Genomic DNA, 18,745 nt, shown 5'->3' with positions numbered 1-18,745 from the left:
CGTGGTTTATCTGCATGGTCTGGTTATCAGGAAAACCGCAACGCAGCTGCATATTGCGGCTTGTGTCACGACGACCCAATCGGGCATTCCGACATACCAAGAAAAGCCGACACCGGCTGTCATCGCGCTGATGGCCCAAATCTTGGCTTTTTTGCCGACTGCGCCGCGTTCCTGCCACGCTTGGACCGAGGGTCCATAGGTCGGATGGTCCAGAATACGCTGTCTTAGCACGGGGGATGATCTGGCAAAGGCCCAAGCTGCGACCAACAAAAACGGGACCGTTGGAACGACGGGCAAGGCAACGCCGATGACTGCCAGCCCTGTAAACAACCAACCGATCACCAGCCATAATCTGCGACGCATATCAGAGCGCCAATTCGCGCAAAATCGCGTTCAGGACAGGTCGCCCCGCATCTGTTGCACAAAGTCGGTCGTGATGTTGTTCGACCATCCCCAGTTCGATCAATGAGGCAATTGCCTTTTCATCTAAGGGTTGACCAGCCAGCTTTTCATAGCGGGTCATATCCAGCCCCTCGTTCAGTCGCATCGACATCAACAAATATTCCGTTGCCTGTTCTTCTGAAGGGATCAACTCTCGCGGCAGCTCACCTGTTCCGCGTTGCTCAACTGCGTCCAGCCATGCGCCGGGGGCACGATGGGCCTCGGTGGCCATGCGGCCTTGGGGCAGGGTGATACGGCCATGCGCACCGGGGCCGACAGCGGCCCAGTCACCTTGACGCCAATAGACCAGATTGTGGCGGCTTTCCGATCCGGCAGGTGCATGGTTCGACGTCTCGTATCCGGTCATCCCGGCGGCGGCGCAAATATCTTGCGTGTCGGCATACATATCGGCGGACAGGTCATCATCAGGCAGGTCGCGCAGCTTTCCAATTTCTGCACGCGCACCGAAGGCTGTGCCCGGCTCGATGGTCAGCTGATAAAGCGACAGGTGGTCCACGGCCATCGACAGTGCCTCGTTCAACTCGGCGCGCCATGCGTCGCGTTCCTGACCCTGACGGGCATAGATCAGATCGAAGCTGACCCGCCGGAAGGTATCACGTGCCACATCAAAGGCGGCGCGGGCTTCGGCCACGGAATGCATCCTGCCCAAGCGGTGCAGGTCGTCGTCGTTCAGCGCCTGCACGCCCATGGACAAGCGGTTCACACCGGCATCCGCATAGCCCCGAAAGCGGGTTTTCTCGACGCTGGTCGGATTCGCCTCTAGCGAGATTTCGATGTTGTTTGTGAAACCCCAACCGGCTTGCGCCGCACGAATGACGGCATCGACGGTTTCGGGCAACATCAGGGACGGGGTGCCGCCGCCAAAGAAGATGCTGCCAAGGTGGCGATCCGGCGTTTCTGCGGCCACACGGGCGATTTCGGCGGTCAGGGCATCGGCCCATCGCTTCTGATCGACATGTGCAACGACATGGCTGTTGAAATCGCAATAGGGGCATTTCGATGCACAGAAGGGCCAGTGGACATACAGCCCAAAACCGCCAGCGCGCCAATCTTCGGAGGTCGTTGTCATGTCGGAAATACCATATCCCTGATGCGGATCGGGGTGTTTGTCCTGAAAATTACCGGCTCGCCCCTAACGGGACGAGCCGAAGCCCTCAGGTAAAGGCAGCGTCCAGCATTTTCTGGACTGCGATCGCACGGTGACTAAGGATGTTTTTCATTTCGGCCGACATTTCACCCAAAGTGATGTCATGGCTTTCGGGCATAAAGATCGGGTCATAGCCGTGTCCGGCCGCACCGCGCGGGGGCCAGACGACCTGACCGGGCAGCACACCTTCGAAGATTTCCTCGTGATTGTCCGGCCACATCAGAACCAGCGTGCAACGGAACTGTGCAAGACGCGGGGCAGGGGCGTTAATGGCCTCCAGCTCGTCCCATGTGCGCTTCATGGCCATGGGAAAGTCGCGGCCATTTCCGGTTTCGGCCCAATCGGCGGTATAGACGCCGGGCGCACCATCCAGCGCATCAACGCTGATGCCACTGTCATCGGACAGGGCGGGCAGACCGGTGGCCTCCATCGCGGCGCGGGCCTTGATACGGGCGTTGCCGATAAAGTTGTCTTCGGTTTCGACCGGCTCGCCCAGACCCATATCAGCCGCGCCGACAACCTCGACCCCGTAAGGAGCCAGCAGGGCACGCATCTCGGCCAGTTTGCCGGCGTTATGTGTGGCGACCAGCAGGCGTTTTTCGGTAAACTTCCTCATGCCAGTGCTGCCTTCTGTGCGGCGACCAGATCGGCCATGCCGCCTTCGGCCAGATCCAGCAGCTTGCCCATTTCATCGCGGGTGAAGGTCGCGCCTTCTGCAGACATCTGCACCTCGATCAGGCGGCCTGCGCCGGTCATGACAAAATTGCCGTCGGTGCCTGCTTCGCTGTCTTCGGCGTAATCCAGATCGACCAGCGGCTGTCCGGCATAGATGCCGCAGCTGACAGCGGCGACATGGTCGATGACCGGATCACTGGTCACAACACCAGCCTTCAGCAGTTTTTTCACCGCCAAACGCAGTGCGACCCAGCCGCCGGTAATGGAGGCGCAACGGGTGCCGCCATCGGCCTGGATGACGTCACAATCGATGGTGATCTGGCGTTCACCCAATGCGGAACGGTCGATGCCCGCACGCAGGCTGCGGCCGATCAGGCGCTGGATTTCCTGTGTGCGACCGGTTTGCTGGCCACTGGTGGCTTCACGACGGTTGCGGCTGTTCGTGGCACGGGGCAACATGCCATACTCGGCGGTGACCCAACCCAGACCGGTCCCCTTCAGGAACCGCGGGGGACGGTCTTCGATGGTTGCCGTGCACAGCACGTGGGTATTGCCGCAACGGATCAGACATGACCCCTCGGCATGGCGCATGACACCGGTTTCAATTGAAATCGGGCGCATTTCGCTTAGATTCCGGCCAGAGGGGCGCATGGTTCATCCTTTTCGTGAAGATAATCTGTCCAATACCGCCCGAGGGCACTGTCCCGCAACCCCACGAGGCATATGAGCCAGGAAACGCTGTTGAATCAATTGAACGACCGGTCCCGCGAAGTCTTTCGTCGGGTGGTCGAAGGCTATCTTGATACGGGTGAACCTGTGGGTTCCCGCACGTTGACGCGCACGCTGTCGGAAAAAATCAGCGCCGCAACGATCCGCAACGTCATGCAAGACCTTGAATTCATGGGGTTACTAGACAGCCCGCACAGCTCGGCGGGGCGGTTGCCGTCCCAGCAGGGGCTGCGGATGTTCGTCGATGGCATGATGGAGATCGATCAGGTTGCCCCGAACGACCGCGCGGCCATCGACCAGACCCTTGGCAATGACGATCCCGAAACCGGCGTGCTGCTGGATCGGGTCAGCACGGCACTGTCGTCCATCACCCGCGGCGCCTCATTGGTGTTGATGCCTAAACATGAAGCACCGATCCGGCATATCGAATTTGTCAGCCTTGGCATCGACCGCGCCTTGGTGGTGCTGGTCTTTGCCGACGGCCATGTCGAAAACCGCATTTTCACCCCGCCACCGGGCCAGACCCCGTCGTCCATGCGCGAGGCCGGGAATTTCCTGAACGCCATGGCCGAAGGAAAGACCGTCGCGGAACTGCGCGGCCATTTGTCCCAGCAAATCTCGAACCGGCGGCGCGAACTGGATGTACTGGCAGCCGAGCTGGTCGAATCAGGGATTGCACTTTGGGGTCCCGAAACCGCCGATCCGCGGCTGATTGTTCGGGGGCGTGCGAACCTGCTGGACAGCGAAGTGGCCGATATCGACCGGATTCGCATCCTGTTCGACGATTTGGAACGCAAGCGCGATATCGTTGATTTTCTGGACCTGACCGAGCGGGGCGAGGGTGTTCGCATTTTCATCGGCTCTGAAAACAAGCTTTTTTCACTTTCGGGTTCCGCTCTGGTGGTTTCACCCTATATGAATGCCGATCGTAAGATTGTAGGCGCGGTCGGTGTTATCGGACCAACCCGGCTGAACTATGGCCGGATCGTGCCGATCGTTGATTATACCGCGCAGCTGGTTGGGCGTGTGCTGTCCGGCCGGAAAGGATGAACTGAAGATGACCGATCAGAATGAACAGCCTATGGATGATTTCCTGAATGATCCGCTGGCGGATCAGGACGAAGATGCCGTTCTTCGCCTGACAGCCGAGCGTGACGAGATGCGCGACAAATGGATGCGCGCGCTGGCCGATGCGGAAAATTCCCGCAAGCGGGCGGACAAGGACCGTCGCGACGCAGAAAATTATGGCGGTTCGCGTTTGGCACGGGACCTGCTGCCCGTGCATGACGCGCTGACCCGCGCGCTGGATGCGGCCACGGATGAACAACGCGCCGCAGCCTCGGCCCTGATCGAGGGGGTCGATCTGACCCTGCGCGAATTGTCCAATGTCTTTACCAAACATGGCATCACCGTCATCCGCCCCGAATTGGGCGAAAAATTCGACCCCACCTTCCACGAGGCGATGTTCGAAGCCCCCGCCCCCGGTACTGTCGCCGGCGAGGTGATTCAGGTGATGGATAACGGTTTCCGCCTGCATGACCGCTTGCTGCGTCCGGCCAAGGTCGGCGTATCATCGACCCCGGCCAGCTAAGCTGAGCGACTGCGGCCCGCCCCTGACAGGGCGGGCTTTTTTAACCTGCACAGAACTGATCAATTCCGCGCCCTATTTCCTGCGGTTTAAACCTGCAACGCGTGCCGGACAGGCGGGTCCCTTGCCTGCCTGCCGTGAATGGGCCAGAACCGTTTTATCCTGCCGGAGGGGACGCTGGCCGACCCCTTCGACCTGACCGAAAGCCTGCCGGATCGATAGGAGACGATAAATATGAGAACCCGTGCCGCCGTAGCCCTTGAGGCAGGTAAGCCGCTGGAAGTGATGGAGGTCAATCTGGACGGCCCCAAAGCCGGCGAGGTCATGATCGAGATCAAGGCCACAGGTATCTGTCACACGGATGAATTTACCCGTTCGGGCGCGGACCCCGAAGGTATCTTTCCCGCGATTCTGGGCCATGAAGGCGCAGGCGTTGTGGTCGAGGTTGGCGAAGGCGTCACCTCGTTGAAGGTCGGCGATCATGTTATCCCGCTTTATACGCCCGAATGCCGCGAATGTGCATCCTGCCTGTCGGGCAAGACCAACCTGTGCACGCGCATCCGCGCCACACAGGGCAAGGGCCTGATGCCCGATGGGACAACCCGTTTCAGCATGCTGGATGGCACGCCGATCTATCACTATATGGGCTGTTCGACCTTTGCGAACCATACGGTGCTGCCGGAAATCGCGGTCGCCAAGGTCCGCGAAGACGCGCCTTTCGACAAGATCTGCTATATCGGTTGCGGCGTGACCACGGGAATCGGTGCCGTCATCAATACCGCCAAGGTGGAAATCGGTGCCAAGGCTGTCGTCTTCGGTCTGGGCGGAATCGGTCTGAATGTCGTGCAGGGCCTGCGTCTGGCTGGTGCCGATATGATCATCGGTGTCGACCTGAACAATGACCGCAAGGAAATGGCCGAGCGTTTCGGCATGACCCATTTCGTCAATCCTCAGGAAATCGACGGCGACATTGTCAGTCACATTGTCGAGATGACCAAGACTCCCCTCGACCAGATCGGCGGCGCTGATTACAGCTTTGACGCAACGGGCAGCACCAAGGTCATGCGCGATGCGCTGGAATGCACCCACCGCGGCTGGGGTGTGTCGGTAATTATCGGCGTGGCGGCAGCAGGGGCTGAAATCAGCACCCGTCCGTTCCAATTAGTGACAGGTCGCGTCTGGAAGGGAACGGCCTTTGGCGGTGCTCGTGGGCGGACTGATGTGCCAAAGATCGTTGACTGGTACATGGACGGCAAGATCGAGATCGACCCCATGATCACGCATACGATGTCACTGGATGACATCAATAAAGGCTTCGATTTGATGCATAGCGGTGAATCCATCCGCTCGGTCGTCCTTTACTGATCGTTCATGGCTGCTTAGGTAAAAGAATAGCGGGGCCGCATGGCCCCGCCGACGCCCCAAGAACGAAGAAGGAGCAGGCCAATGCGCCATCAGTGGCTGGATGACGACGACGATCATGAAGAAGACGACGACCGCCAGCCCAAGGGCGACAAGGACGGTGGTCTGGGCCTGCCCGAAGGCGACAAGATCGGCAAATTGTATTTCAAATCACGCACGGTCATCGTGGCGGGTGCAATCAACGACAAGCTGGCACAGCGCACCGTTGCCCACCTGCTGGCCCTGGCCGAAGAAAGCGACGAACCTATCAACATGCTGATCAGCTCTCCGGGTGGTCATGTGGAATCGGGTGACATGATCCATGACGTGATCAAGTTCATCCGTCCCACCGTGCGCACCATCGGTTCGGGCTGGGTAGCAAGTGCGGGCGCGTTGATCTTTGTCGCTGCGGAAAAAGAGAACCGCTATTGCCTGCCCAACACGCGCTTCCTGATCCACCAGCCCTCGGGCGGGATCGGCGGCACGACGTCGGACATGATGATTCAAGCCGAACAGGTCCGCCTGATGCGCGACCGTCTGAACCACATCTTTGCCGATGCCACTGGCCAACCGGTTGAAAAGATCGAGGAAGACACCCACCGCGACTTCTGGCTGAACACGCAAGAGGCGCTGGATTACGGGCTTCTGGGCAAGGTCATCCGCAGCGTGGATGAACTGGCATGATAACGGCAGGCAGGGCGGTTGTCCGCCCTGCCATTCCCGCAGACAATGACGCGATATGGGACATCCTGCGCCCCGTTTATCGTGCTGGCGAAACATATTGCATGCCCCGCGACATCGATCGGGATGAGGCTTTGCAGGATTGGTTCGCCCACCCTTTCACTGCTTTTGTCGCCGAACTGGATGGCCGTGTTCTTGGCACCAGCCATGTCGGTGCCAACCGTCCGGCGGGCGGTTCACATGTGGCGAATGCCTCTTTTGCCACCCACGCCGACGCACGCGGCACGGGCATTGCGCGGACGCTTGTGACAGAGGCCAAAGTCTGGGCCCGTGATCAGGGTTTCCGGGCGATGCAATTCAACTTTGTCGTCTCGACCAATGCGGATGCCATCCATCTGTGGCAAAAGGCAGGCTTCGATATCGTCGGGCGTTTGCCCGATGCGTTTCTTCATCCCAAGCATGGCCCCGTCGATGCACTGGTCATGTTCCAGACCCTGAAGGAAGAGCCCCATGAGCTTTGAGACCCTTTCAGAAAACCGCAGCTTTGGAGGCACACAGGGCGTCTATCGCCACCGCTCGCAGGTGACGGGGACCGATATGACCTTTGCGGTTTTCCTGCCGCAGATGGCGCATTATGGCCGTGTACCGGTGCTGTGGTATCTGTCGGGCCTGACCTGCACCCATGAAAACGCCATGACCAAAGCCGCCGCCCAGCAATGGTGCGACGAAGCCGGTATCGCGATCGTCTTTCCCGACACCTCGCCCCGCGGTGACAATGTCGCTGATGACGAGGCTTATGATCTGGGCAAGGGCGCGGGCTTTTACGTCAATGCAACACAGGACCCGTGGAAGCCGAACTATCAGATGTGGGACTATATCGTCCACGAGCTGCCCGAACTGCTGACCGAAAGCTTTGCTATCGACCCCGAAGCGATGGGCATCACAGGCCATTCGATGGGCGGGCACGGGGCATTGACCATCGCGATGACCCATCCCGAACAATACCGGTCGGTGTCGGCCTTTGCGCCGATTGCGAACCCCTCTGAATCCGACTGGGGCCGCAAACAGCTGACTGCTTATCTTGGGGACGACCCCGACGCGTGGCACGCCCATGATTCCACGCTGCTTATGCGTGAACGCGGCTATCCGGGCGAGGTGTTGATCGATCAGGGCAGCAGCGACCAGTTCCTTGACCTGCTAAAGCCCGAAGCACTGGCCCATGCCATGATGGAGCGTCGGCAACCCGGCCAGTTCCGGATGCAGGCGGGCTTTGACCACAGCTATTTCTTTGTCCAAAGCCTGATGGGCGAACATGTGGAATGGCACGCGGAACGCTTGGTGTAATCCAGATGCCGGCCTTCACAGGGCCGGCGTTCAGACCCTGCCGGATGGATCACCACCCGCCCGTTCGACGACGTCAGCGTGTTCGCGATCCAGTTTCCGGCGCAGGCCGTCGCCTATGGCCAGTTCCAGCATTGTCCGGAACATGGCGGCATCATCGCCATAATCCCCGGCTTTGCGCCGCCATTTGCGCAGCAGAACTGGAACCAAAGGCCAGAACCACGGTCCCGCCGCCACCCGATATGCCATCAAAGCGTTTCTATACATATAGAACACTTTCCACAGCGGCCGCAGGATCAACCCGTTTTTGCCTTGAACGGCCTGTGTGTCATGTTCGAAGGTCACCTGCGGCGCAAAGCCGATACGCAGCTTTTTACGGCGCATTTGCAGCGTGTACAGCTGGTCGTCACCATAGATGAACAAGCGCGGATCGGGCAGGCCCGCATGGATCAATGCAGAACGTGAAACGAAGAACCCGACAAAGCTGGTCATATCGATAGGCAAAATCGGGCCATCACTACGGTAATCCTGATCCGACAGATGGAAGCCGTTCCGTCCCTTTCCCAAGGGCATCTTTGCCAATGTCTTCAGAAAACGACCTGCATGCCAGAAAGGGTTGCGATAGGGGCGATTCATTTCGCAGATTTGCCCGTCAGGATGAAAAACGGCAGCGCCGATCGCGTCCCAACCTGTCAGGTCCATTTGCTGAAAAGCTGCAACCGTACCGGAATGGGGCCGCCCGTCGTCATCCATGACAACAATCCAATCCGCATCGGTACGATTACGCGCAATTTCCATCGCAATGGAAAATCCCCCCGCACCACCTAGGTTTTCCTTGCTGTGATGCACAATCAAGCGCGGGTCCGTTAATTGATCCAGCCATGCCGCCGTGCCATCGGTCGAGGCATTATTGACCACAACCACACGGCTGACGGGTTCGGACAAAAGGCGTTCGACTGTCGTGACCAGTTTTTCCAGCCGGTTATGCGTGACCACGGCTGCGGTAAGGGTCGGAACGTCCTGTAGCATATGCCTGAAAATGACCTGATAGGGTGCGCACGAGGCCCGTGGTGCCCGTCCATTTCGCGCGACCACTAACATAACTGCCAAGCTTCGGGCAACTAGATGGCAATGTCATGATGGCGCCGTACGCCCTGCAGAAATTTGTCCAGTTCACAAAGGGGATAAGCTGCAGGCCCAAGTTGACGGTCTATATGTTGATAGTGTCTGAATGCTGAGATGGCAGAGAAATATGCAAAGATCCCCTGACCATAGATTGCCAAATATTTAGGTAAGGCGATTAAATAGGTGAATAAATTATTTCAAACAGGCCGGATGCAGGAAGCCAGCATATAAAAGGCTCCAATCCGGACTGGAGAATTAACCGGACTTCTGCAATGTCCATATCTACAAGTATTGAAGGATAGCTGAATATGAAGATTGCGATCGCGGGACTTGGCTATGTTGGGCTGTCCAATGCAATTTTGCTGGCACGGTATCACGATGTGATTGCGATTGATGTAATTCAGGACAAGATCAAGATGGTGTCGGCAGGCGTATCCCCGATCGTCGATGCCGAATGTGAACGTTATCTGGCCGAAGAGACCTTGTCGCTGAAGGCAACGATGGATCCCGCAGAAGCTTATGCCGACGCCGAATTTGTCATTATCGCCACGCCTACCAATTATGATCCCGAAACGAATGCCTTCAATACCGAAAGCATTGAATCCGTGGTCGAGCAGGTGACCCGGATCAATCCGGAAGCTGTGATGGTTATCAAATCGACAATTCCGGTTGGCTATACACGTTCCTTGATCGCCAAAACCGGCTCTGACAAGATCATGTTCTCGCCGGAATTCCTGCGCGAAGGTCAGGCGCTTTATGACAACCTTCACCCCTCGCGTATCGTTGTCGGCGAAAGATCCGAGCGTGCGCAGGTTTTTGCCAAGCTGCTTGAAGGTGCCGCGATAAAAGAGAATGTGCCGATTCTTCTGACGGATCCGGATGAAGCCGAGGCGATCAAGCTTTTCGCGAATACCTATCTTGCGATGCGGGTCGCCTATTTCAACGAACTTGACAGCTATGCTTTGGCCCACGGCCTTCAAAGCCGTCAGATCATCGAAGGCGTCAGTCTGGATCCGCGGATCGGCAGCCATTACAACAATCCTTCGTTCGGCTATGGCGGCTATTGCCTGCCAAAAGACAGCAAGCAACTTCTGGCAAATTACCAGAACGTGCCGCAAAACCTGATCGGTGCGATTGTCGAGGCGAACCAGACCCGGAAAAGCTTTCTGGCAAAACGGATTATCGCGCAAAAGCCCCAATGTGTCGGAATTTACCGGCTGGTGATGAAAGCAGGTTCGGACAATTTCCGTGACAGTTCTGTTCAGGACCTGATGAAACAGATCAAGGGCGAGGGGATCGAGGTCATCATCTATGAACCGACGATGTCGGAAGACAGCTTCCTCAATTCGCGCAATGAACGTGATCTGTTACGCTTCAAGGAAGTCAGCGATCTGATCGTTGCGAACCGGATTACCGAAGATATTTCCGACGTTACAGATAAGATCTTTACGCGCGACCTGTTCCGCGACAATTGACGCCGGTCCTATGTCTTGACGATGGCAGTGCCGTGCCATCGTCGCTATGATGCGCGAAAGACCAATATTATCAGGCACACCTCTTATGCAAGACAACATCCTTATCGGCCCGGATGCCCATAGCCGCTTTACCCTGCAGATGCTGCGCGCGCATGAAGGGCAGGGCGAGATTTTGGGAGGAAAGCATCAGGTCATTGATGGCGTTTTCATGTCATGTGACCCGAATTCGGACGTATCGGGTAATTTCACCTCGGATCTTTCGAACATGCTGAATATCAGCATCCGTTCGTCCAAAAACCTGCTTTGGCAGGCTTTGCATATCGAACTGGGCGATTTGAATCTGGGATCGACGGCTGTTTTGGGGGTTGTTGTGCGCAGTCAGGCGGCATCGTCGATCACCACTCGCCTGTGTGTCCGGTCGGGAAATGGCGAACATTTCGTCGATACGTTCTTCTCCAAGACGATGGTTTCATTTGCCCAACCCAGCACGCATCTGGATGTGCTGGATCTGGCATCGGCAGTTGATCTGCCCAAACAGGCCAAATGGCGGGAACTGATCCTGTTCTTCAGGGCAGGGGATGTGGATATCGATCTGCTGGATCTTCGGCTGTTTGCGGTGTGACCCTGAAAATGCAACAGGGTCAGCTGGCTATCGTTATCCCGGTCTGGAACCTGCCTGAAGACCTTGCAATTCTTCTGGACCAGATCGCGACGATGGGGATATTTTCTCAGGTTATCATCGCCGATGATGCCTCGGAACCTGCCTGCACGCCACAGCTTGTGGGCTTTGGGGCAGATACCTTGGGTCTGGATATCACCTATCTCCGCTCGCCCACTCAGAAAGGGGCGGGACATGCGCGCAATATGGGGCTGGACGCCGTTAGAACCGACAACGTCCTGTTCTTTGATGCCGATGACAGGTTGTGCGCTGATCTACCGCTGATCTGGCAACGGCATTTGCAGGCGGAGCAAGCCGATTTCACGATTTTTCGGCACAGCGATACCCGGGTCGAGGAAACCGAGGGCCGTCGCGGGACATTCCAGACCGAGGAAGCCATGTGGAACAGGGCCTTGGCCGGAAATTCCGCAAAAATTCTGACCGCGAAAGAGCGGCAGGACCTGATCATGATCAGTGCCTATCCTTGGAACAAGATCTACAGAACGGCTTTCTTGCGCGACAATGATATCAGGTGCTCTGAGACACCGGTGCACAATGACATCAGTCTGCATTGGCTCAGCTTCCTGAAAGCACGTCAGGTGCAGGCGCTTGATCATATCGGGGCGTTGCATGTCATCGGGGATCGCGGACACCATTTGACGTCCCGCACTGGCGAGGAACGGCTGTGCCTTGGCGGCATTCTATCGGAACTGACCGAACAGGTCCGGCAGGCGAACGACAACCAGTTGATGTCGCGCTTTATCCATTTCCTTGATGATATCTGTCGCTGGAACTTACAGCGTGTTGATCCTGATCTGGTCCCTTTGTTCCAAAAGCTGGCGACCGATAGCTATCTGCGCTTTACCCCGGCCGAGTTCCAGATTTTTTCAGCGCAGCAGCCGGATCGCGCTGCAGATATCGTGCAGTTCCTATTGTCGGAAGGGGCCTGACATGTCGATCAGCTTCATTGTGACGACCTATAATATCGAACCCTATATCAGTCGCTGCCTGCAATCCGTGGCCGGCGTCGCAATAGCCGGCGATGAGGTGATTGTCATTGACGACGGGTCTGATGACGGCACCGTCGAGGCGGTCCGGACGTTCATCGATCAGGCAGGCTTTGGTGCGGATATTGCCGTGCGTCCGGTCTATCTTGGTACAAATACTATGGGTGGCGTCGGGATCGGTGCCAATATCGGCTTGGCAGAAGCGACCAAGGATACGGTCTTTTTCGTTGATGGCGATGACTGGATCGAACCGGAAGGTTTCCGGCGTGCAAGGGCGCATTGGGCCATGCACCCGACCGATATCCTGTTTACCAATTATCTGGAATTCGATCAGAAAGCCGACAGGATCAAGCACCCAGCGGATGCACAACGTTGGGCACGACTGGTCAACGGTCTGCCATTGACCGAAAGCCGCATCCTTGGCCTTGATATGATCGCCGTTCCCTGGCGCAAATTCTATAGCCGTGATTTTCTTGAACGCGAAAAGCTGCGCTTTCCCGAGGGTGATTTTTTCTTCGAGGACAACCCGTTCCACTGGGCAGTCTGTCTGGCCGCCAACAGCATAGGTTTTATCAATGCTGTCACATGCTGCCACCGGATCAACCGGCCCGGTCAGACGATGGCCTCGACCGGAATCGAACTGGTGGCGTTCTTCACCCATTTCAAAACAATTATCGGCGGCTTTGCGGTTGATGACCGTGACAATCTGCTTGTGGCCTGCCGGTGGCTTCTGAACAATATGACATGGCATATCACGCGTCTGGAGGCGGGCGCACGCTATCGCTATGGGCAGGCAGCCTCATCCGCGCTTCAACAGGTTCCGGATTATATCTGGTCCGGGGTTGCCAAGGAAAATTCGGAAAAGCAGATTTGGCCGGTCGCGGAACGTTTGCGGAATGGTGATATAGACGGTCAGGTTCTTCAATGGCAGAACAAGTCGCTGGAACAGGCGATTTCAGGTCTGAACAACCGGATTCGCGCATTGGAAAGCCAGAGTGCAAAAGCGTTATCCGAAATCCGTGGTCTGCGTGCGGCTGAAACCTTTGCAAACATTCGCCGGATGCGAGACGCCGCGCAATAGTCGGGTTTGGGGTTCGCTATCACAACGTCTATCCACCGCACCTGAGCCCTTGGTCCGGCAAGGAAAAAATACATATCTATCAACTATTATTGATGGAAAGCCTGATCTTCGGGCAGGGATGGAACAGTCCGGAATTCTCATGTAGCTTTTCGCATGTTCATTGCTGCGGTTGATAACTTGGGCCAATAGAACAGTGATAACGGAAATTCGGGAATCTACACATATGTCGAAAACGGCCTCTCTTGCGGCTTCTTCCTATATCGAGAGCCAGATTCTAGAATTTCGCGCTATCTATGAACGGATTTTTACGACCCAGCATCTGCGCTATATTGTCGAATTGGGGATCAATGCTGTCTGGTCCAAGCCAGAGGTCATCGAGGGCGTTTATATTCCCGGCCCACAAGATTTGGGTCCACAATTTTTGGGAACAATCGAACGCCCCGGACTTCGCGAGGATTCGCCAGAGGTGACGATACGGATTTCGATTCCGCGCCCGCCTTTGCCTTCGGAAACAAAGCAAACCGATGCTCCGTGGAGGCCGCAAGCCAGATTGGGCAGGCTGTTCGCCGCGAGCCCGATGGCCTATGAATATATTAGGTTTCAGGCCGAAATGCGCCGCAAGCGGCATGCGGGTCGTCGTAACCGGATGACTGCCATTTCTTTCAATAAGGGCGCCGATCTGTTGCCCGACGCGCAGCGCCCCGAAACGACACAGCGCCCTGCGGCCTTGATCGGGATGCATTGGCTGGAAACCGGCGGGGCTGAAAAGCTGGGTTTTGATACCATCCGTTGGGCACTTGAATCCGGCTTGCGCGTTTTCGTCGTCGCCTCGGTTCCGTCGCTTCAGCGCTATGCCGATAGGCTGCCGGATCACCCCGATGTCACGTTTATCCGGCTGGACAGGTGGTTGCCGCACCACCTATGGGCCCGCTTTGTCGAGAAGCTGGTCCTGCAAGAAAACATCGCGCTTGTGCACAACCATCATTGCATTCCCTTCTATGAATTGCTGCCGTTGCTGCGATCCCGCATGCCTTGGGTGAAGACGATCGACAGCACTCATATTGTCGAACATGCCGATGGCGGTTATCCGCGGATTTCGGGTGTGTGGTCGAATTATCTGGATGTGCAGCATGTCATCAGCGGTGAACTGGTGGATTATATGCAGGGACAGTTCAACGCGCCCCCAAGCAAGGTTGTTCTTGGCCGGATGCTGGACCGTAAGGATGGCCAGATTCCCATGCCGGACCTAAGGTTGCAGGCAGGTCAGAAAACGCTGCATGTCGCTTTTGTCGGGCGGATGTATTACCAGAAACGCCCTGTGGTGGTTGTGGAAACGCTTCGGGCGCTGGATGTCTGGGCGAAGAAGAACAACGTAGCCTTCAGCGCCACAATGGTCGGCGAAGGCCCGTTCGAGCATGCCGTGACGCGATTGCTGCGCCGCTATGGTCTGGGCAGCAAGGTCGCACAGCTGCCGGGGAATACAGATGTCCCTGCACTGCTGGAACAATCGGATATTCTGATTCTGCCGTCCAATAACGAAGGGCTGGCCTTGGTGTGCTATGAAGCGATCACGCATGGCTGCATTCCGATTTCAAGCCGCGTCGGCTCTCAGGACGAACTGCTTCCTGATGATCTTCTTGTCCCGGCCCAGCCTTATCAAGGGGTGCGTCAGACGGTGTTCGCGATTGACCGCATGTTTAATGACAACAGCTTCCTGCAGCGTCAAAAGGACGGCATCCGTGCAAAATGGCAAAAGCTATCCGCCGATCCGACCGCAGAGGAAGTGTTGAAACCGATCTATCGCGCGGCTGTCGAAGACGCGTTGGGGGACTGAACGAATGAGTGTTCTGAACAAGACAGCCGCGGTGATTGTGACCTTCAATCGTTCGGAAAAACTGATGAAGGTCCTTGATGCGCTGGCCGCGCAGACGATGCGGCCCGATATCGTGCTTGTCGTCAATAACGCCTCGACTGATGATACGGCTGAAATGGTCGAGGCACGTGCCAAGACCGACCCCTCTATCCGTCACCTGAAACTGCCAAGCAATGTGGGCGGCGCTGGCGGGTTCCATGCGGGAATGAAAGCCGCCTATCAGATGGGCGCGCAATATTTCTGGATTTCGGATGATGATGCCTATCCGGAACCCGATGCGATTGAACGCCTTTACAGTGCCTTGAACGAATTCCAATCCCAAAACGAATGGCGGCCCAGCTTTGCCTGCTCGCGTGTCGAATGGATTGATGGCTCTCTTTGCGAGATGAACTGCCCGCGCACAGTCTGGGATTGGGCGCGTTTCGTGCAACCTGATAAGCCATGGGCTTTGGTTGACAGCTGTTCATTCGTGTCAGTCATGATCCCGCGCTGGGCCGTTGCTGAACATGGTCTGCCAATCGCCGATTATTTCATCTGGTTCGATGACGCGGAATACACACGCCGTATTGCCCGCAGCTATCCCGGTATCTTCGTTCCCGAAAGCCGCGTGGTGCATGACACACCGGACAACCGTGGCGTCAATTTCGGACTGGTTGATGAAAAGAGCCTGTGGAAATTCAAGTATGGTGCCAGAAATGAAACATCGTTCCGCCGTCGTGAAGGCGGGTTGATGAACGTTCTGGCCTATGCCTACGGCGTTCGAAACCAGATGCGGGCAAATGACGTTCCCCACCGCCTGCGCCGTGAGGTTTATGGATCAATCATCAAAGGGTTAAGCTTCCGCCCGAAGATTGAACAAGCAGAATAATCGAGGCCATCAGATGACCCAGAAACTTTTCATTCATATCGGCACGCATAAAACCGCAACGACGTGGTTGCAGCATTTCTTGGGCATGAACGCTGACCGGCTAGAAGATATGGGATATTATTATCCTAAAACTGGTCGCGTGAATCATGCCCAACACCGGATTGGCCAGGCAATCTTCCAGCGCCCGAAATCTGCCGCACCCATTCACGACATTCCACTTTGGCAGCGGTTCAAGCGTGAAATTGGTTCAACGCGCTACGAAAATATTGTCATCAGCTCGGAAGAATTCGAATGGGTGCATCATCCGAAGGTCATTCGCGACTTTCTGCCGGACGTTGAAATTCATGTCGTCTGCTATTTACGCCGTCAGGATGATTACTTTGAATCCCTATATGGCCAGCAGATCCGTGACTTTAAGCCCAGACTTACCGTCACGATCGAAGAACAATTGCGTAAACCCCATCCGTATCTGGATTACAAAGCCCTGATCGAGCGTTGGAGCGGAGCCGCCGATCAGACCCATGTTCGTGTCTTCGACCGCAAGTTCATGGTTAATGGTGATATTGGTCAGGATTTCCTGAGCTGTATCGGCCTTCCGGGTGCGGAAGGTTTCGTCCAGCCAACCGGCGCGATGATCGATCACAAAGCAAGCCTGTCCCTAAGCGCGTTGGAGTTTGTACGCCATTGCAACACCCTGAACTTTTCAGAACCTTATCACAACCGTCTGGTCAATCAGGTCATCAGACTTGATAAGCTGTATAAAGCCGTTAATGGCCACAAGCAGAGGCTTCTGAGTACGGAACAGCGGCAATCGCTGCTTGCTGTGTACGAAAACGGCAATAAGGCGATTGCGAAACAGTATCCGCATGTCACCGGACTTTCAGGTCTGTTTGCGCCGATCAAGAATGATGCGGTTAAATTCACACAAACGCATCCACAAAGCGAATTTGAATTGCTGATAAGAGCGAATGGGCTGGTCCCGATCAAGTAGAATACTAGGTTCTTTTCTGCCTTGGGGAACATAACGAAAGACTGCAGATGTGTATCTGCAGTCTTTCGCTTGATAGAACATAATGTCTTTGCGATAGCGCCGGCTATGGCGGCGCTATCGCAAAGACACAGCTAGTGATCAAAACTAGGATGGCTTTGTCGTGAATCGCGTTCACAGACATTCCGCATTCATCAAAAATACATTTCTGCGAATACGGTGATCACGAATTGCACTGAACATAATGCTGTTAATAGCATTTGGGATTCAGGTCATATCAGTTCAGCCTGAACCGCATAGCAGGCACAAGATTCAAGTGTTTCGCGATATGTATTTACTATATGCATATGACGTTTCTACGACTTGGCCATATAATCGCCTATATGGAATGGAATTGCGCTTTGCGTTCCGGCGGGCTATCGCCATTCGCCTAAAAAATCAGCTAAATTTTGATTAGGCCTTGCTTCAATAGGTAAAAAAATGACAGCTAGACGTGAATAAACCAGTATGAACAGGACGTCTTTGATGAAATTCTTACTTGTAGGTGCAGGTCTTTCTGGCGCGGTTATCGGGCGAGAGTTGGCCAACGCCGGACATCAGTGCCGCATCATCGACAGCCGTGACCATATTGCCGGAAATTGTCATACCTCGCGCGATGAAGCGACCGGGGTAATGATGCATATCTACGGTCCGCATATTTTCCATACCGACGATGAAACCGTCTGGGACTATGTAAATAGCTTCGCGACGTTTATGCCGTTCCAGAACCGTGTGAAATCGACGACGCAGGGGGCGGTTTATTCCCTGCCAATCAATCTTTTGACCATCAACCAGTTTTTCAATAAAACGATGCGTCCGGATGAAGCCCGCAAGTTTATCTCTCAGCAGGCCGATCTGACGATCGAAGATCCGCAAAGCTTTGAAGAACAGGCATTACGTTTTGTTGGCCGCCCACTTTATGAAGCCTTTTTTAAAGGTTATACCGAAAAGCAGTGGGGATGTTCACCGACAGAACTGCCAGCAGCAATTCTGAAAAGATTGCCGGTGCGCTTCAATTATGACGACAATTATTTCTTCCACCGCTTCCAAGGGATGCCGCGGGACGGATATACGGCCATGATCGAAGCGATCCTTGACCACCCCAATATCACGGTCGAGCTTGAGACTCCCTATAACGCCTCGATGGCCGATGATGCCGACCATGTTTTCTGGTCCGGCCCGTTGGACGGTTATTACGACTATAAACTGGGTCGTCTCGGGTACCGTACGCTCGACTTTGAACGTTTTGATTATCAGGGCGATTATCAGGGCTGTGCGGTCATGAATTATGGCGACCCCGAAGTGCCATATACACGCATTACCGAACACAAGCATTTCAGTCCTTGGGAAAGCACCGAAGCCAGCGTTTGCTATCGCGAATTCTCGCGCTTGGCCGAGCCGGGCGATACGCCGTATTATCCGATCCGTTTGGTCGAGGAAAAGGCCCTTTTGGAAGACTATCAAGCACTTGCTGAAGCTGAAAGCAAAGTGACCTTTGTCGGCCGGCTTGGAACGTATCGCTATCTGGATATGGATGTTACCATCGGTGAAGCGCTCGAAACTGCGAAGAAGTTCTTGAATGAAGCCGCTTAAAGTTCTTCCCCCTG

At 55.7% G+C, this 18,745-nt stretch carries 19 protein-coding genes; 14 read left to right on the top strand and 5 right to left on the bottom strand.

Going from position 1 to position 18,745, the window contains the following annotated elements; all coding sequences use genetic code 11:
- Positions 1-6: 6 nt before the first annotated feature.
- The 4 genes from DWB67_RS05005 to rph form a co-directional block, all read right to left on the bottom strand.
- Complete coding sequence (locus DWB67_RS05005) at positions 7-363, bottom strand: YbaN family protein (protein WP_119806416.1); 357 nt, start codon at positions 361-363, stop codon at positions 7-9.
- Between the two features lies 1 nt (position 364).
- Positions 365-1,531, bottom strand: coding sequence for a radical SAM family heme chaperone HemW (gene hemW / locus DWB67_RS05000; RefSeq protein ID WP_119806415.1), 1,167 nt, complete (start codon positions 1,529-1,531; stop codon positions 365-367).
- Between the two features lie 85 nt (positions 1,532-1,616).
- On the bottom strand, positions 1,617-2,225 hold the full coding sequence (gene rdgB, locus DWB67_RS04995) for an RdgB/HAM1 family non-canonical purine NTP pyrophosphatase (RefSeq protein WP_119806414.1): 609 nt from the start codon (positions 2,223-2,225) through the stop codon (positions 1,617-1,619).
- Positions 2,222-2,935, bottom strand: coding sequence for a ribonuclease PH (gene rph / locus DWB67_RS04990; protein ID WP_119806413.1), 714 nt, complete (start codon positions 2,933-2,935; stop codon positions 2,222-2,224). The genes rdgB and rph overlap by 4 nt, the downstream gene beginning before the upstream one ends.
- A 72-nt stretch (positions 2,936-3,007) precedes the next feature.
- On the opposite strand from rph, the gene hrcA reads away from it, so the two are divergent.
- From hrcA to fghA, 6 genes are all read left to right on the top strand, one after another.
- Entirely contained in the window at positions 3,008-4,063 is a 1,056-nt protein-coding gene (gene hrcA, locus DWB67_RS04985; protein WP_119806412.1) for a heat-inducible transcriptional repressor HrcA, read from the top strand.
- Between the two features lie 7 nt (positions 4,064-4,070).
- The gene (locus tag DWB67_RS04980) at positions 4,071-4,604 is read left to right on the top strand and encodes a nucleotide exchange factor GrpE (RefSeq protein WP_119806411.1); all 534 of its coding nucleotides are present in this window, start codon (positions 4,071-4,073) and stop codon (positions 4,602-4,604) included.
- Positions 4,605-4,835: 231 nt separating this feature from the next.
- A complete protein-coding gene (locus tag DWB67_RS04975; RefSeq protein ID WP_119806410.1) occupies positions 4,836-5,966 on the top strand; it encodes an S-(hydroxymethyl)glutathione dehydrogenase/class III alcohol dehydrogenase in 1,131 nt (376 codons plus the stop codon).
- Between the two features lie 81 nt (positions 5,967-6,047).
- The gene (locus DWB67_RS04970; RefSeq protein ID WP_119806409.1) at positions 6,048-6,686 is read left to right on the top strand and encodes an ATP-dependent Clp protease proteolytic subunit; all 639 of its coding nucleotides are present in this window, start codon (positions 6,048-6,050) and stop codon (positions 6,684-6,686) included.
- The gene (locus DWB67_RS04965; protein ID WP_119806408.1) at positions 6,683-7,204 is read left to right on the top strand and encodes a GNAT family N-acetyltransferase; all 522 of its coding nucleotides are present in this window, start codon (positions 6,683-6,685) and stop codon (positions 7,202-7,204) included. The genes DWB67_RS04970 and DWB67_RS04965 overlap by 4 nt, the downstream gene beginning before the upstream one ends.
- Positions 7,194-8,027 carry an S-formylglutathione hydrolase gene (fghA, locus tag DWB67_RS04960; RefSeq protein WP_119806407.1) on the top strand — a complete coding sequence of 278 codons (834 nt, stop codon included), beginning with the start codon at positions 7,194-7,196 and terminating at the stop codon, positions 8,025-8,027. The genes DWB67_RS04965 and fghA overlap by 11 nt, the downstream gene beginning before the upstream one ends.
- Before the next feature lie 30 nt (positions 8,028-8,057).
- Here the strand turns inward: fghA and DWB67_RS04955 are convergent, their stop codons facing one another.
- Entirely contained in the window at positions 8,058-9,053 is a 996-nt protein-coding gene (locus DWB67_RS04955; protein ID WP_119806406.1) for a glycosyltransferase, read from the bottom strand.
- 404 nt (positions 9,054-9,457) lie between these two features.
- Between DWB67_RS04955 and DWB67_RS04950 the strand changes: the two genes are divergently transcribed.
- From DWB67_RS04950 to glf, 8 genes are all read left to right on the top strand, one after another.
- Positions 9,458-10,624 (top strand): nucleotide sugar dehydrogenase, encoded by a 1,167-nt coding sequence (locus DWB67_RS04950; protein WP_119806405.1) that lies wholly within the window; start codon positions 9,458-9,460, stop codon positions 10,622-10,624.
- 85 nt (positions 10,625-10,709) lie between these two features.
- On the top strand, positions 10,710-11,246 hold the full coding sequence (locus DWB67_RS04945) for a hypothetical protein (protein WP_119806404.1): 537 nt from the start codon (positions 10,710-10,712) through the stop codon (positions 11,244-11,246).
- Positions 11,247-11,254: 8 nt separating this feature from the next.
- Positions 11,255-12,232 carry a glycosyltransferase family A protein gene (locus DWB67_RS04940; RefSeq protein WP_182911493.1) on the top strand — a complete coding sequence of 326 codons (978 nt, stop codon included), beginning with the start codon at positions 11,255-11,257 and terminating at the stop codon, positions 12,230-12,232.
- A 1-nt stretch (position 12,233) separates the two neighbouring features.
- Positions 12,234-13,370 carry a glycosyltransferase family 2 protein gene (locus tag DWB67_RS04935; protein ID WP_182911492.1) on the top strand — a complete coding sequence of 379 codons (1,137 nt, stop codon included), beginning with the start codon at positions 12,234-12,236 and terminating at the stop codon, positions 13,368-13,370.
- A gap of 223 nt (positions 13,371-13,593) precedes the next feature.
- Complete coding sequence (locus DWB67_RS04930) at positions 13,594-15,204, top strand: glycosyltransferase (RefSeq protein ID WP_119806401.1); 1,611 nt, start codon at positions 13,594-13,596, stop codon at positions 15,202-15,204.
- 4 nt (positions 15,205-15,208) lie between these two features.
- On the top strand, positions 15,209-16,111 hold the full coding sequence (locus DWB67_RS04925) for a glycosyltransferase family 2 protein (protein WP_119806400.1): 903 nt from the start codon (positions 15,209-15,211) through the stop codon (positions 16,109-16,111).
- 13 nt (positions 16,112-16,124) lie between these two features.
- Entirely contained in the window at positions 16,125-17,102 is a 978-nt protein-coding gene (locus tag DWB67_RS04920) for a hypothetical protein (protein WP_119806399.1), read from the top strand.
- A 522-nt stretch (positions 17,103-17,624) separates the two neighbouring features.
- A complete protein-coding gene (gene glf, locus DWB67_RS04915; RefSeq protein WP_119806398.1) occupies positions 17,625-18,731 on the top strand; it encodes a UDP-galactopyranose mutase in 1,107 nt (368 codons plus the stop codon).
- Positions 18,732-18,745 lie beyond the last annotated feature (14 nt).

It is taken from the genome of Paracoccus sp. JM45 (assembly GCF_003590715.1).
GTDB lineage: Bacteria > Pseudomonadota > Alphaproteobacteria > Rhodobacterales > Rhodobacteraceae > Paracoccus.
Note: the sequence above shows the minus strand (reverse complement) of the source record. Positions and strands in the feature narration are given on the sequence as shown.

Coding starts and splice junctions, on each gene's coding strand:
- DWB67_RS05005 (WP_119806416.1), bottom strand. CDS start 363: ATGCGTCGCAGATTATGGCTGGTGATCGGTTGGTTGTTTACAGGGCTG.
- hemW (WP_119806415.1), bottom strand. CDS start 1,531: ATGACAACGACCTCCGAAGATTGGCGCGCTGGCGGTTTTGGGCTGTAT.
- rdgB (WP_119806414.1), bottom strand. CDS start 2,225: ATGAGGAAGTTTACCGAAAAACGCCTGCTGGTCGCCACACATAACGCC.
- rph (WP_119806413.1), bottom strand. CDS start 2,935: ATGCGCCCCTCTGGCCGGAATCTAAGCGAAATGCGCCCGATTTCAATT.
- hrcA (WP_119806412.1), top strand. CDS start 3,008: ATGAGCCAGGAAACGCTGTTGAATCAATTGAACGACCGGTCCCGCGAA.
- DWB67_RS04980 (WP_119806411.1), top strand. CDS start 4,071: ATGACCGATCAGAATGAACAGCCTATGGATGATTTCCTGAATGATCCG.
- DWB67_RS04975 (WP_119806410.1), top strand. CDS start 4,836: ATGAGAACCCGTGCCGCCGTAGCCCTTGAGGCAGGTAAGCCGCTGGAA.
- DWB67_RS04970 (WP_119806409.1), top strand. CDS start 6,048: ATGCGCCATCAGTGGCTGGATGACGACGACGATCATGAAGAAGACGAC.
- DWB67_RS04965 (WP_119806408.1), top strand. CDS start 6,683: ATGATAACGGCAGGCAGGGCGGTTGTCCGCCCTGCCATTCCCGCAGAC.
- fghA (WP_119806407.1), top strand. CDS start 7,194: ATGAGCTTTGAGACCCTTTCAGAAAACCGCAGCTTTGGAGGCACACAG.
- DWB67_RS04955 (WP_119806406.1), bottom strand. CDS start 9,053: ATGCTACAGGACGTTCCGACCCTTACCGCAGCCGTGGTCACGCATAAC.
- DWB67_RS04950 (WP_119806405.1), top strand. CDS start 9,458: ATGAAGATTGCGATCGCGGGACTTGGCTATGTTGGGCTGTCCAATGCA.
- DWB67_RS04945 (WP_119806404.1), top strand. CDS start 10,710: ATGCAAGACAACATCCTTATCGGCCCGGATGCCCATAGCCGCTTTACC.
- DWB67_RS04940 (WP_182911493.1), top strand. CDS start 11,255: ATGCAACAGGGTCAGCTGGCTATCGTTATCCCGGTCTGGAACCTGCCT.
- DWB67_RS04935 (WP_182911492.1), top strand. CDS start 12,234: ATGTCGATCAGCTTCATTGTGACGACCTATAATATCGAACCCTATATC.
- DWB67_RS04930 (WP_119806401.1), top strand. CDS start 13,594: ATGTCGAAAACGGCCTCTCTTGCGGCTTCTTCCTATATCGAGAGCCAG.
- DWB67_RS04925 (WP_119806400.1), top strand. CDS start 15,209: ATGAGTGTTCTGAACAAGACAGCCGCGGTGATTGTGACCTTCAATCGT.
- DWB67_RS04920 (WP_119806399.1), top strand. CDS start 16,125: ATGACCCAGAAACTTTTCATTCATATCGGCACGCATAAAACCGCAACG.
- glf (WP_119806398.1), top strand. CDS start 17,625: ATGAAATTCTTACTTGTAGGTGCAGGTCTTTCTGGCGCGGTTATCGGG.